Origin of the sequence: Flavobacterium shii (assembly GCF_025847235.1) — a bacterium.
GTDB classification, from domain to species: Bacteria; Bacteroidota; Bacteroidia; order Flavobacteriales; family Flavobacteriaceae; genus Flavobacterium; species Flavobacterium shii.
Genome location: NZ_JAOZEW010000005.1, coordinates 207013 through 220316, shown reverse-complemented (window position 1 = coordinate 220316; position 13304 = coordinate 207013). Strand labels below are relative to the sequence as shown.

Annotated in this window: 11 protein-coding genes; all 11 read right to left on the bottom strand. The window is 28.4% G+C overall.

Annotated elements, in window-relative coordinates; genetic code table 11:
• From OIU83_RS07390 to OIU83_RS07340, 11 genes are read right to left on the bottom strand one after another with little or no spacing between them, the layout of a single operon-like run.
• Positions 1 to 741, bottom strand: a complete 741-nt coding sequence (locus OIU83_RS07390) for a class I SAM-dependent methyltransferase (RefSeq protein WP_264205608.1) — start codon at positions 739 to 741, stop codon at positions 1 to 3.
• Entirely contained in the window at positions 738 to 1820 is a 1083-nt protein-coding gene (locus OIU83_RS07385; protein WP_264205607.1) for a peptidoglycan bridge formation glycyltransferase FemA/FemB family protein, read from the bottom strand. Before OIU83_RS07385 ends, OIU83_RS07390 begins: the two co-directional genes overlap by 4 nt.
• A complete protein-coding gene (locus OIU83_RS07380; protein WP_264205606.1) occupies positions 1820 to 3436 on the bottom strand; it encodes a hypothetical protein in 1617 nt (538 codons plus the stop codon). The genes OIU83_RS07385 and OIU83_RS07380 overlap by 1 nt, the downstream gene beginning before the upstream one ends.
• A gap of 45 nt (positions 3437 to 3481) precedes the next feature.
• Positions 3482 to 5041 carry a glycosyltransferase family 2 protein gene (locus tag OIU83_RS07375; protein ID WP_264205605.1) on the bottom strand — a complete coding sequence of 520 codons (1560 nt, stop codon included), beginning with the start codon at positions 5039 to 5041 and terminating at the stop codon, positions 3482 to 3484.
• A complete protein-coding gene (locus OIU83_RS07370; RefSeq protein WP_264205604.1) occupies positions 5016 to 6185 on the bottom strand; it encodes a glycosyltransferase family 4 protein in 1170 nt (389 codons plus the stop codon). The genes OIU83_RS07375 and OIU83_RS07370 overlap by 26 nt, the downstream gene beginning before the upstream one ends.
• Positions 6186 to 6192: 7 nt before the next feature.
• Positions 6193 to 7536: an alpha-1,2-fucosyltransferase gene (locus tag OIU83_RS07365; RefSeq protein ID WP_264205603.1), complete on the bottom strand. Its 1344-nt coding sequence runs from the start codon at positions 7534 to 7536 to the stop codon at positions 6193 to 6195.
• Between the two features lie 37 nt (positions 7537 to 7573).
• On the bottom strand, positions 7574 to 8455 hold the full coding sequence (locus OIU83_RS07360) for a hypothetical protein (protein ID WP_264205602.1): 882 nt from the start codon (positions 8453 to 8455) through the stop codon (positions 7574 to 7576).
• On the bottom strand, positions 8456 to 9889 hold the full coding sequence (locus tag OIU83_RS07355; protein WP_264205601.1) for an MBOAT family O-acyltransferase: 1434 nt from the start codon (positions 9887 to 9889) through the stop codon (positions 8456 to 8458).
• Between the two features lie 30 nt (positions 9890 to 9919).
• Positions 9920 to 11008, bottom strand: a complete 1089-nt coding sequence (locus tag OIU83_RS07350; RefSeq protein WP_264205600.1) for a glycosyltransferase family 4 protein — start codon at positions 11006 to 11008, stop codon at positions 9920 to 9922.
• Entirely contained in the window at positions 10999 to 12390 is a 1392-nt protein-coding gene (locus tag OIU83_RS07345; RefSeq protein ID WP_264205599.1) for a hypothetical protein, read from the bottom strand. The genes OIU83_RS07350 and OIU83_RS07345 overlap by 10 nt, the downstream gene beginning before the upstream one ends.
• The gene (locus tag OIU83_RS07340; protein ID WP_264205598.1) at positions 12387 to 13304 is read right to left on the bottom strand and encodes an alpha-1,2-fucosyltransferase; all 918 of its coding nucleotides are present in this window, start codon (positions 13302 to 13304) and stop codon (positions 12387 to 12389) included. The genes OIU83_RS07345 and OIU83_RS07340 overlap by 4 nt, the downstream gene beginning before the upstream one ends.

Genomic DNA, 13304 nt, shown 5'->3' with positions numbered 1-13304 from the left:
TTATTTAGATACTATAAATATTAAATTATTATATCCTTTTTTTCTGTCGTAACCACATCCATTTAAAGCCTGAAATTCTTCTATCGAATAAACTTCAATATCTCTAAATCCAGATTCTTCCAAATCTTTAATTAATCCTTTTTTCGTATAATAATAACCTGAAACTTTAAAGCCTTTAAAGCCAGTATCTCTATTACCTACTCTATCTCCTAATAAAAAAGAGAAAAGACCTCTAAATTTAAAGTACATAGTTTTCATAAAGACTCCAATCTGATTATGCACAGTACCTATTAAAACCCCATCCTGAACAAGAATTTGATGTGCATTTTTAAAAATCATTAAACGATCTTTACGAAGAGGAACATATGTTAACATGCTATTTAATATTGTTACTAATTGAAATTCATTATTAACTTTATTAAAATCTTTTGCATCACCAACAATAGTTTTAGTAATACTATCGAGATTCCATTCTTTTAAGTTTTTATTACATTTCTCAATCATATTGTCAGAAATATCTGAAGCTACAATTTTTGTTGAATTATAAAATTTTGCAATACCTTCTAATTCTCTTCCTGTACCACATCCAAAAACTTTAATATGGTCTATTTTTCCAATTTTATTATAACGTTTGAAACTATTTAGGAACATGAACTGTTCAAAATCTGAGATAGATTTCATGACTTCTTGTGTAGCTATAATATCTTTTCTCTCCCAAAAATTCTTATTTTCAATTTTCATTCAAAAAATTTATTTGATTTTTTTAAAATATTAGCAATCCTTTCTTTATTCTTTTTAAAATATGCATTAAAAAATAAGTACACTTTAAAAAGAGCAGGTTTTAATATAAAATAATAGTGAGGGTCGTCAAACAGGACTGCTTCAGCCATAAATTTCGCTTTAAATTCCTGAACACCTTTTGAACCACCCATTGATATATTATACCCCATATAACCCAATTCATATGATTTTTTAATTGCTTCCCAATGTATAATATAGCCAATATTTAAATCTGGTTTTTCTTTTTTTGTACCTCCCGAAATATAGGACAAACAATTGCTGCAATTTACAATAAATGCTGCTCCTTTTATTTCATTGTTCAAGCTTACTGTTAATAAAAACCCTTTGTTTTTATGGATTAAATTTAACATTGCCTTCTTAAAATCATCAAATTTTCTAACAGAGTAATTCCCTAAATTTGCATTATCTTCAATGAGACTATAGGCCAATTTGCATTCTTCTTCACTTTTGGGGTACCTAATTTCTATGTTATTTCGATAACCCAAATTAATATTACGTCTTGCTTGTATTGTAAATTTTTGTAACAATTCTTCAGGAGAATTTGTGCTATTAAAACTTAACCAGTTTATCCCGTATGAACTGTAAATATATTTAAACAAATTTCCATTTGTCCCTAAATTTTCTATTTGCCTTTTAAATTCATTTTTATATGTATAGGGCTCAATAATGCTATTTTCGGAACATGGCAAACTATATTGTACATAACAACATTTTATTTTTTTTGCATGTAGTAGCAATTCTTTAAGAAGGAGCATGATTTTATTCTCAAAACCATCTAAAAAAATGGGTCCATGAGGAATAATATAGAATTTAAATAAAAACTTTTTTGCGATTACAGCTCCAAACCCTCCTATTATTTCTTCGTTCTCAACACATATTCCTATCTCAAATTCAAAACCATAAGAGTAATACGATTCTAACCAGTCTGAAAGTATTAAATGGCTTCCTCTATTGTTTGAACTAACGAATTCGTCCCACTTATCAAGCCAATATTTTTCATTTGTAAAAAAAATCCTCATCAAACAAATTTTCTAAAAATTAAACATGAATTATCTTTAACAAATATTTTTCTGCTAGAATCAATATCAAAAACTACTTTTTCAAAATTGGTCCAATGTTCAACTAATTCAATTAATGTTGGATTCCAGATTTCTTCACTTTTAATTTTATTTGCCAAAAACTTAAAATTATCAGCCACTTCATCATCTATTGAAGTCGATGTTGAAAATAATTTTCCAGCATGATATTCTAATGGAACTGAAAAATAAGTATGTGCTATAAAAACTCCTTTTTCATTTATTAATGAATTCATGTTTTTCTCCGATAATGCTTTTTTGAAATCCAGCATTTCTAAAGTCTGAAAAACATAAAACTCATTTTTGCCAATGTTATGTTTAAATAAAATTGGAGAATATTTCGCTAACTTGTAAGGTTTAGTTTTATTGGTATTCCAAAATAAAAGAACTGAAAAAATTGAGGAGAAAAGCTTAAAAAAATCTTTTATAAAAGGTAAAAAGGATTTTATGTCTTTCTGGAAAACGATTTTTTTAAATCGCGATGCTGTGTTTTTATATCTCAAAATCAAATACTCTTCATTATAGTAATGAAAAATAATATTCTTTATAATGAATTGTGTTTTTTCTATTAAGCTAGTATCCTTACTTCCTTTTAAAAAACTATACAGCGTAAAATGTTTTGTATTAAGCTGATTTATCACTCCGTTTGTTGAGGTTCCGGCATCAATATAATTCCATAGCACATTAATTTTTTTATCCTTTAAAATTGAGCTAAATTCTTCTTCTGAAATTTTATTATTTTTAAATAGAGAAAAATTGTAGGGCTGATATCCATGATCTATCCAAACTTTTATATCTTCCCTTGGAGGAATGAATTCTTTGAAATCTTCGAAGCTTTCAATATTTGTTTTTATAGATTGTGAAAGAGAATGATAACACAATTCGTGTCCGTCATTCTTCCATTTTAATAATTCCTCTTTTTGATTTTGAAATGAGGCGTTATCTTGTCTTTTTGAGAAATGGTTTAAAAAAAAACCTTTTGTAATTTTTATTTGATGCTCATTGAAGAATTCTCTTTGAACCTTTAAATTTTCAGAAGTATCAAAATCACAATGATCTGTAAAACAAGCTATGGCCGTAAATGGATATTTTGATCTGCTTAACTCAATTGCATTGTTTTCAGGAAACAATAAAGTGGGTACTTCAATAAAATCAAATTTTTGTTTGGCCTGTAAAATGCTTTTTCTATTTTCATTACCTAAGTAATCTGTAATAGGCGATGCAAATTGCGGGTTAAATCTCCACAATAAAACCGATGGATTGCCTGGATTAATTTCCCAAATTCCTGCAGTTATATTTGCCTGAACAATTTGATCATTTTCTAATTTTACAATCTTTGGACTAAACTCATTCGCAATAAAATCTGTCTTAATTTTTTTCCATATATAATCATGATCACGAACTTGAGTAATATTTTGTGAGAAAATAATTTTTATATCAAATGAATTACAATTTAGAAGATTAACCTGAGACAAATCAACGACAACTTTATGCAGTTGATTATCAATCGCAATGTTATGATTTTCTAAAGATGTAATAATTGTTATTGATTTTATCAAAATTGGCCTTTTAATTAATTTGTGGTAAAAGAATTTTATATTTAATCATTTATGTCTTGTCCCTAATTCATTTAGTTTTCGAGCATAAAAGAGAGATCTTTTAAATTGCAATTTTTTATATGGCAATCTTAAAAAACGATATATTAAACCCGTTTTAGAACCCTTTAAAACATACAGAAAAAAATGTTTGTACTTATATTCTAATACTTGTTGTGGTGTATAATGTTTTACAATTCCATACATAATTGTTGGGCTAGGAACCGGACGAATTAGCTTAACCGGCGAATCTAACTCCCAAGGCTGCGTTTTTCTCTTTTTCCCCATAATCTTAGCCTGATTACCCCAAAAGCGATATCCACCAACTGAAGGTTTTAAATGTAAATTAACCGAAAACGGATTTGAAACAATGGCCACTCCTATTTTGATTAAAGACATTCCGAAATCACTGTCTTCACCATATCCTCCATCAAAATTAATGTCATTACCCACTAATCTTCTAACATATTCAGCCCTTACACAAGTATTTGCATTATTAAAAGTTTCAGAAATACCAACTTTCCATCTTTTATGATCGATCTTTTTTAGTTTAATTTCTAAATCTTCAAATCCTTGTTTTTGATTATCTGCAGTAATATCTAACCCATCTGAAGCATTTGCTTTGTAAGTCTGTAGTATTCTAATATGATTTTCTATGAAATTAGGTTGTATTCGGATATCATCATCGCCAAAAACAATATAATCACTGGTACACAAGTCGATGGCTTCATTTCTTGCCCTGCAACTACCTTTAGTTTCTTGCCATTTTACAATTAATTCAAATGGATATTGCTTTTCATGATATATGTTTTCAATTCTCTGATCTTCTGGTGTTGCATCTACTATTATAACTTGTGTAACCGTATAAGTTTGATTCGATAAATCGTTTAAAAGCTGCACTGCAAAATCTTGTCGCATCATCGTAGGAATAATATAACTAACAGATGGACTACCTTCAATATTATTAAGTTGTCGTGGAGCTACTAAAGATTTTTTGCTTCCTTTTCTAAAATTTTTATTCGCATAAAAAAATGCATTCAATTCGCTCCATCTCCAAAATCCTTTTCTATATAACATATAGATAGAGTGATCGATTTTGAAGTTTTTCTTAAAAAAAACATATCTGTCTTTTGCTGTTATAATAACTTTATCCTTGCTACTATTATTATAAAGTCCTTTTACATAAAGAGTAATTGCAGCTGAATTTCCTAAAGCATTATATCCAAAATCCAATGCCTGCATTTGAGGATTTATGTATTCTAAATCAAATCCACCTAAAATTTGCCACACTGACTTGCGAATTGCAAAAGCATGTGGATTAATTCTCCAGCTTACACACTCGTCTAAGTTATCAAAATCATTAATGTAGCTAAAAAAAGTAGCCGTTTGATAAACCAATTCCGGGAAGGCATTTTTATAACCCTGTTCGAAAGAGCTATGCCATATATCCCCAACACCACAAGATAAAGTTTCTAATTTATGAAAATCAGGAACTCCAGTATACAAAATTACATCTCCATTACTATTTGTAAACCATTTTAAATCAAGCATTTTTACGAATTGTTTCATTATAAAATTGTACTGCTTTTGAAGCAATAACTTTTGTTGAAAAATTTTGAACTATTTTTTGCCTTGCATTTATTTGCATTTTTTCCCTTACCTCATTATCTTGAAGCAGCAACTTAATCCGATCTGCAAAAATATCATGTTCTTTTGGATTCACTTTAAATCCATCAACCCCATCTTCTATTATTTCATTGCTCCATCCTATATCAGAAGCCACTATAGCTTTTTCCAAAGCCATGGCTTCAATCCACGAAACAGGTAACGCTTCGGCATATGAGGGAAAAACACAAATTGTTGCATTTTCTATATGTGCTTTTATTTCCTGATAAGGTACGCTTCCTAAAAAGCTGACTTTGTGATTGGCTTCAGTAGAAAAAATGGACTTCATCATGTGAAAAGTTGAGTTGCTTTCTGTAAGTTTATCTTCCATGTCACGACCAATTAATACTAATTGTACTTCCGGCATTCCTTGATTTACTTTATTAAAATAATGTGGGATTTCTAACAATCCCTTTTTTCTAATAATCCCACCAAAGTACAATATTGATTTTTCAGTATGTTTATTCTCTTCGTTTAAATTAACCTGTTCACTTTTTTTAAAAACATCAGTATTAATGCCGTTGGGAATAATAGTGAATTTCTTGTTTAAGCCGAAAAGAGTATTTGTTAAATTAGCTGTATACTGACTTACAGAGAGATAAGCATCAGCTTTTTTTATGGCTCTTTTTTCATGAAATTTATTGATCCATTTCACTTTTCGATGATCCAGATGGCAAAAATAAGTATCAGAACCATGTAACCTTATAACCACAGGAAATGGTAGATTTATAAACGATGTTATTCCTTCCCAATCTGGTGTTTCGATTATATCTATCTTAAATATTTTATGTTCTTTTATAATTACTTTCTGAATTTTCTTTCTCGTCAGTAACCAGGAAAGCCCTTTAAATTTAATATTTTTAATGTTAACTATATTAATCCCTTCTTCGATAGTCTTTTCATCATAGTCCTGCCCGTATACAAAAACAGTAACACTATGCCCTAAAGAAATTAATTCATCACTTAAATTTTTTATACTTGTCCCAATTCCGCCAACACTTCTTGAATAGTGAAAAGGAAAATGTGATGTTATAAAACTAATATGCATCTAATTCTTATTTTTTAGGCTTGATTATATTCTTAATTTTGGTTTTAACAAAGACCTTTGTTTTACGCATTTGTACCTTCAAATAATATTTACATTCCAGAAATCCTTTAATTTTTCCCGCAAATGAACAAAAAGTTCTAAATCCTAATTTCTCAAAATCCAAGTTTTCAAAATTTTTATTCAATGCTTTTATCTTTTCTTGATTTTTTCTGATTAAAACAAACCCTATTTTTTTTGTTTTCTTCTCGCTATTCTTTTTATTTAAAATCTTAGCAAATAATCCATAATCAAATTGCTTTTGAAAAAGATTTTGATCTAGGTATTTTGAAATATTAAAGAAACTTCCCTTTACATAGCCTACAGAATTTTCTAAACTTGTTTTTGTTACATAAATAAGAAAAGGTGGCAAGACACAATCGTTGATTATTAATGTAATCCCATTTCGTTCAAAATCCACCTGTTTTGTTGCATCTAATTTTAAAATTGCATTTTGATTTATAAAATTAAAATTGCATTGCAAATATTTTTCTAAAATTAGATTTTCCTTTGTTAAGACAATTTGTGTATTCTCTAAATCTAATTTCAAATTTAAGTGATTAAAAACTTGCCATCTCTCAGGAAAGTAATCTTGATCATTATCTACTTTTCTTTTAGATTCTGTAAAATAATGCAATGGCCTAATAACTTTACTATCTACCTTCTCTCCTAACCAAGCACACCACCATGAAAAGGTCGAATTGCTGATAATAAAATCATCACACATACTACTTAAAGCCAGTTGTTCAATTGCTGATAATTGATTTGCAAAATAGGCATTTTCAAGAAACGAAAAATGATATTTACAATATTCAATATCATCACTTAAAATGATTAAACTTGATTTACTCCAATCTGGAAAATTAGAAATTAAGGCATGAATATAATATTGTATGGGTAATTGAAAGTAATCCGGGTGGTCTACAAAATCTCCTCTTCGAATTGATATTAAAATATTTTTTTTAGCAAAAGCATCTTTATATTTAATCTTTAAATTAGTAAGCAAACTACTTTTAAACTGAAAATAACTTTTGGCCGAATCGATATCAAAATATTTCTCAGATTGAAACCATCCTTCTAAATCATAATTTTTAGTATCAAGTTCTACTACATCATAATGAAACTGCTTTTCCTTAAGAGCAATCCATTCTAAATTTTGAATTAGGGGCAAAGATTTAGTAAAAGAAGCATTATAACTCCATTTAGGATAACAAAATTCCTGATTGTTTTTTATCGCAATTCCCAACGTTGATGCGATCTGGAATAACTGATTTCCTAAATGTCCTTTTTTTTCAAGCTTTGAAAAAGTTATCATCCTAAAATATTATCCATTATTAATCAGCTTAAAAAAATTACTTTGAAAAAAAATCTTTTAAAATTCTGGCAGTAAGCATTTTGGCTCCGGCATCATTAAGATGTCCGCAAGAAGAAAAATACTTATCATCTGCAACCACGTTCTCATAATTATAAATTTCTGGATAGGCTTTTTTTACTTTATCAAAATAATTCATGCCTACAACATTTTCACACATTGGCGTCATTACTGCAATAAAATTAATATTATTGGCCTTGCAGATATTCTTTATTTCTTCATAGTATTTATTGTGAGGCAAAGGATTCAAGTTGGCTATATTATTTTTCATATTGGCATTTTTATGTTTTACTAGAGGATAAAATCCTAAATTATCCATCGCATTTGTTTTTTTATCAATTGCAGAAAAAAACATTTCACGAAACCCAATACTAGAGCCAAACTTTAAATATCTATAAAATGGGATGTAATATAATTCGTTGAAGTCTTCTTTATATTCAAAATGTTTTTTTATGATTTCCGAATTGTGAATAAATGGTAAAAACATAGCTGCAACTGCTTCGGACTCATCATCACTGGAAAGGTTTAAATCAGCTTCGAGAATTATGTTCTTTATAACATATTTTCTTTTAATCATTAATTTCAGCATTAACGACGCTTCAAATAAATGTCCGCCACTCATACCATAATTAAATGATTTGATACCTTTATCCTGAAATAATTGCGCTACAAAATGGTTATTTGCTCTTGAAGAACCCAAAAACACCACGTCATATTTTTGTTGTACTGAGTTAAATACGGCTTCTGCTTTTCCTCTATTTTTAGCTTGAAAAAAGGCATAGGTATAAAATCCGTCAAGTAAAACAGATACTAAAACTAACAGAACTAAAATCTTTGATAAATAAATTAAAAAACGTTTCATTTAAAATTGAAAATATATAAATTCTTTATAATCTGAAAAAGTACCAAGAGCTATTATAGCTGCTATAGCAATTACGATTTTCAGCATGTTCCCTTTTCCAGAAAGAGGTTCAACTTTATTTCTATTGTTCCATTCAATTAGAACGAATAATCCAATTATAATAAGCAGCTCATAATTATATCGGTCATTTTCTAAATATTGAAAATAAAATTGCTTATTGGTAATTATTTGTTTTAAATATAAAAGTGCATCCGTTATCGTTTTAGCTCTAAAAAAAACCCATGCAACACAGGTAATTAAAAAAGTTGAAAGAATACTAATAATCACTTTTACAGAATCAAAATTAAATTTGAGATGGATTTCATCTATATTATTTCGGTTGCTGTTTGATAAAAGTAATGGTAAAAAGTAAACCGCATTTATAAATCCCCATGCCAAATAAGTCCAATTTGCTCCGTGCCAAAAACCACTTACAACAAATATGATAAACGTATTTCTGATTTTCATCCAGATTCCACCTTTACTTCCTCCTAATGGAATATATAGATAGTCCCGAAACCATGAGGAAAGGGATATATGCCAACGTCGCCAAAACTCGGCAATATCCCTTGAAAAATACGGATAATTGAAATTTCTAAGTAAGTCTAATCCAAACAATTTTGAAACTCCTAATGCAATATCTGAGTATCCTGAAAAGTCTCCGTAGATCTGGAATGCAAAATATATCGCTCCTAAAATAAGAGAAAAAGAATTCATTGAAGTATAATTATCGAAAATAGCATTGGCATAAGTAGCGCATGTATCAGCAATAACTACCTTCTTGACCAAGCCCCAAATAATTTGACAAACCCCTTCTTTAGCAGTTTGAAAATTAAACTCACGTTTTACTTTTACTTGAGGTAATAAATGTGTGGCTCTTTCGATTGGCCCAGCTACCAAAAGAGGAAAGTAACTAACAAAAAGAGAATAATCTACAAAATTATATTCTGCTTTTATTCGTTTAAGATAGATATCAATTACATATGATAACCCATGAAAAGTATAGAATGAAATCCCTACTGGAAGTATAACGCTTAATAAAATAGGGCTAGCCTGAATTCCAACAGAATTCAATAATTCTGAAAAAGATGCTGCAAAAAAATTATAGTATTTAAAAACGCCTAAGAATCCTAAATTAACCAAAATACTAAGCCAAAACCAAAATTTTCGACTTCGTTCTGATTTTCCTTTTTCGATTTGAATGCCAGTATAATAATCTAAGAATGTTGAAAAAACCAATAGAAACAAAAATCTCCAATCCCAACAAGAGTAAAAACAGTAACTCGCAACAATTAATAAAGCATTTTGAGTGCTTTTTGATTTATTAAAGACAAACCAATACAGAAAAAAAACGACTGGTAAAAAAACAGCAAATGCTAAGGAATTAAAAAACATATTTTATTTGTGGTACTTTTAAAATTTAATTCAAATCGTTTTTAGCAGTTCAAAATGATTTTCTACCATTTTAGGCAAAGAAAAGGAATTGACAATTAATTCTCTTGTATTAATCGATATCTTTTTATTTCCTGAATAAATATCTTCAATAATTTTTGCCAGAGACTTTATATCTTTCGCATCAAAAATATATCCATTTTCACTGGAAGTAATTACCTCAGTGTTGCCCCCTACATTAGTAGTAATTACAGGAACATTTGCAGCAAGGCTTTCTAAAATTGACAAACTAAAACACTCCATATGGGTGGGCTGTAACATATAATCATACTGTAAAAAGATTTCATTCAAATTAGATTTACTTCCCAAAAAAGCAAAACAATCTTGTAAACTATAGTTTTCAATTTTTTTTAATAATTCTTCTTTATATGGTCCGTCACCATATATTGAGATATGAATTTGATTTTTAATTTCGACAGAAAGTAAATTTACAGCTTCAATTAAATCCTGAATTCCTTTTGATTCTCTAAGATGAGACGCTACCAAAAAACTTGGTTTTAAAATCGCTCTAGTTTTCCTTACCTGAATTGCATCTAAAATAACTCCATTATAAATCGTTAAACTTTTGGATTTTAAATGAAAACCAAAATCTTTTAAAATTTCATTTACCGTATAATTTGAAACCCCTACAAAAACATCTATATACCTTGAAAAAAGTATCCCTTTTACTCTTTTATTTATTTTCTTTTTAAAAGAATATCCGTTTAAAGGTCTAGGATTATGATCAATAGCAATTATTTTAGCTTTTGATTTTTTTTTTACCTGAAAGAAAAAAGGTGTACATAATTCTAAAAAATGAGTAATTATATGTGTGTATTTAGGTTTGTTTTTGCTGCAAAAACAAAGAAAATAGTTTTCTACATTACTAGCTTTACTACTATTTATATTCAACTGAGAATAATATCCGTGATCTGATTGATTTGGAAAAAACCAATCTACCTGAATATTATTTTCTTTGCATTTTTTATCAAAATCCCAAAAAAAGTTATCCATTCCTCCCACTCTTTCCGGCAATAATTCGTAATTGCAGAGAACTGCTATTTTATTATGATTTAAGCCCATTTTAAAAGTGTCTCAGCAATTCTTTTGCCTGTATGATGTAATGGTTTGCTAACTTGCAGTTGCAATAATTGCTTTCTGTTTTCTGAATCTAATTTGAAATTTTCTAAATATAAATTTATTGCTTTTATTAATTCTTCTTTATTTTTTGCAATTTTTGTTGCCTTACTGTTTACAACATTTTCGATGTGAGCGTAATTTAAAAATCTTTGATCATCATATAATCCGTTTTTTGAATTGCCAAAGACTGTGTTTATTACAGGTTTGTCAAACTGAATAAAATCCAAACTCATTGTAGATAACATATTTATATTAAGATCTGAAAATTCTAACAAACTTCTTAGATCTTTTACATCTTCAACTGAAGGAATTCTTTGCGACCAGGATTCCTGATGATTTTCTCTTGATAAGTTCCATTTTGGGTAATTCCATTTTATAAAAGGGAATTTTTCTACATATTTAGAAAAACGAATAGGATCTTCTGCCGGCGAAGTTCTAATAATAAGATTTACATCTTGTATTTTCCCTTCGGTTATAGCATTTGCAATAGTTTCAATATACAATTCGTCATTTTTACTCGTTGCAATATCTCCACAACTAAAACAAATTGTTTTAAAATCGGGGTTCAATTGAAATTTTGAAATGAATTCTTCGTGAGAAACTTTGTATCTATCTAATACATAAGGTTCAAACTGAGGAGTTCCAACAACCTCAACATCTTTACTTTTTACTAATGCATAAAACTGTTGCAATTCGGTTTTCATTAAATCACTCCAAACCAAATAGTAATCAAAATTAGCTGCCATTCTGCCTTTTGACGCTAAATTATCCCAACTAAAAATAAACGAAGCTGTTTTTATTTTCAATTGTTCTGCCTGATAAACCAAAGGCGCTACAAAAGGCGGTCGCTGATGCGTAAAAAATAAGATATTGAAATTTTCTTTTTCTAAAACTGTTTTATAACCAATTGTTCTTGGATCATTTTTAAAAGAAAGTTGTTGCGCTGAATTGAGCCTCTGAATCCATTTTTCTGAATGTAAAATAGATGTTAGTTTAAAGATAAAACGTGTTGCATAACCTCTATTGCTTTTTGAGGTTGATGTATTTGTTTTTAAATTATCCTGAATCCCAAAGTTATTTTTTTGGTGTAATTTAAGATGTGCCACTTCTCTAGCTTTTCTAAAAAACCAGGTTGTAAATTTTTCTTCAAAAACCTCTAATTCAATAATTTTTGACTTGATTACAAATCCAGAATATACTGTAGCAGGTAAACAAGAAAGAATTACAACTTCATTAAATGTTTTTTCAGCTTCTGTCAAAAAATCACTTAAAATAAAATTTCTAAAACCAACACCATCTGTAATTACTATTCCTAGTTTTTTCATTTATACTTTATAATCTTCTTAATTCTATTTTTAATTTCTTTAGTTACTTTTCTAGTATTACTTTTAAAAAAATAATCAATTTTAGTACATATTATATTAAATGAACCATAGAGTTTTAGTTTTATAAATTTATTAGAAAGGAAGAATTGTTTTTCGTCATGTTTAGTCCAACGACTTGGATAAAAATCAACTTCATTATAAATTTTTAAATACTCGTTATCAAAAACTTGAATTGGTCTTATTATTTTGGCTTCCTTTTTTTCTCCTAGCCAAGCCATCCACCATGAAAAAGTAGAATTGCTAATAATGTAATTATCAAACTTACTTCCTAAACACAATTGCTCAATTGCACTTAAATTTTCTAAGAAAAAAACATTTGGCAAAAATGAAAAATGATTTTTACAATAGTTGATATTGTCACTTGTAAAAATAATATTGTACTGATCTAAATTTTCAAAGTGGGACAATAATGCTGTTAGATAATACTTATATGTCAATTGAAAAAAAAGGGGATTATTAACAAAATCACCTCTTCTAACTGATATCAAAATAGTCTTTTTTATAAACAGATATTTAAACTTTTGTAAAAGGTTTTCTTCAAATTCCTTTTTAAATTTAAAAACCTCTTTTATATTAGAATTTAAAAAATATTTTTCTGTTTGTAACCAACCACTCAAATTAGACTTTTCATCTGTAATACTCCATTCATAAAAATTGTAATGCTCTTCATTGATTTTATTCCAATTATCATCTTCATTAACAATTTCAAAATTAGATTGAAAATAATTGTCATAGTCCCATTTTGGAAAACCATATGTATGTCTATTTGCTTTAGCTATTCCAATTGTTGAAGCAATTTGAAACAATTGATTTCCTAAATTTCCTCTTTTACCTAGATTTAAAAATGTAATCAT

What these genes read in the sequence shown, in the direction of transcription:
- OIU83_RS07385 (WP_264205607.1), bottom strand. Translation starts at nt 1,820, where the DNA reads ATGAGGATTTTTTTTACAAATGAAAAATATTGGCTTGATAAGTGGGAC.
- OIU83_RS07350 (WP_264205600.1), bottom strand. Translation starts at nt 11,008, where the DNA reads ATGGGCTTAAATCATAATAAAATAGCAGTTCTCTGCAATTACGAATTA.
- OIU83_RS07345 (WP_264205599.1), bottom strand. Translation starts at nt 12,390, where the DNA reads ATGAAAAAACTAGGAATAGTAATTACAGATGGTGTTGGTTTTAGAAAT.
- OIU83_RS07365 (WP_264205603.1), bottom strand. Translation starts at nt 7,536, where the DNA reads ATGATAACTTTTTCAAAGCTTGAAAAAAAAGGACATTTAGGAAATCAG.
- OIU83_RS07375 (WP_264205605.1), bottom strand. Translation starts at nt 5,041, where the DNA reads ATGAAACAATTCGTAAAAATGCTTGATTTAAAATGGTTTACAAATAGT.
- OIU83_RS07370 (WP_264205604.1), bottom strand. Translation starts at nt 6,185, where the DNA reads ATGCATATTAGTTTTATAACATCACATTTTCCTTTTCACTATTCAAGA.
- OIU83_RS07390 (WP_264205608.1), bottom strand. Translation starts at nt 741, where the DNA reads ATGAAAATTGAAAATAAGAATTTTTGGGAGAGAAAAGATATTATAGCT.
- OIU83_RS07355 (WP_264205601.1), bottom strand. Translation starts at nt 9,889, where the DNA reads ATGTTTTTTAATTCCTTAGCATTTGCTGTTTTTTTACCAGTCGTTTTT.
- OIU83_RS07340 (WP_264205598.1), bottom strand. Translation starts at nt 13,304, where the DNA reads ATGATTACATTTTTAAATCTAGGTAAAAGAGGAAATTTAGGAAATCAA.
- OIU83_RS07360 (WP_264205602.1), bottom strand. Translation starts at nt 8,455, where the DNA reads ATGAAACGTTTTTTAATTTATTTATCAAAGATTTTAGTTCTGTTAGTT.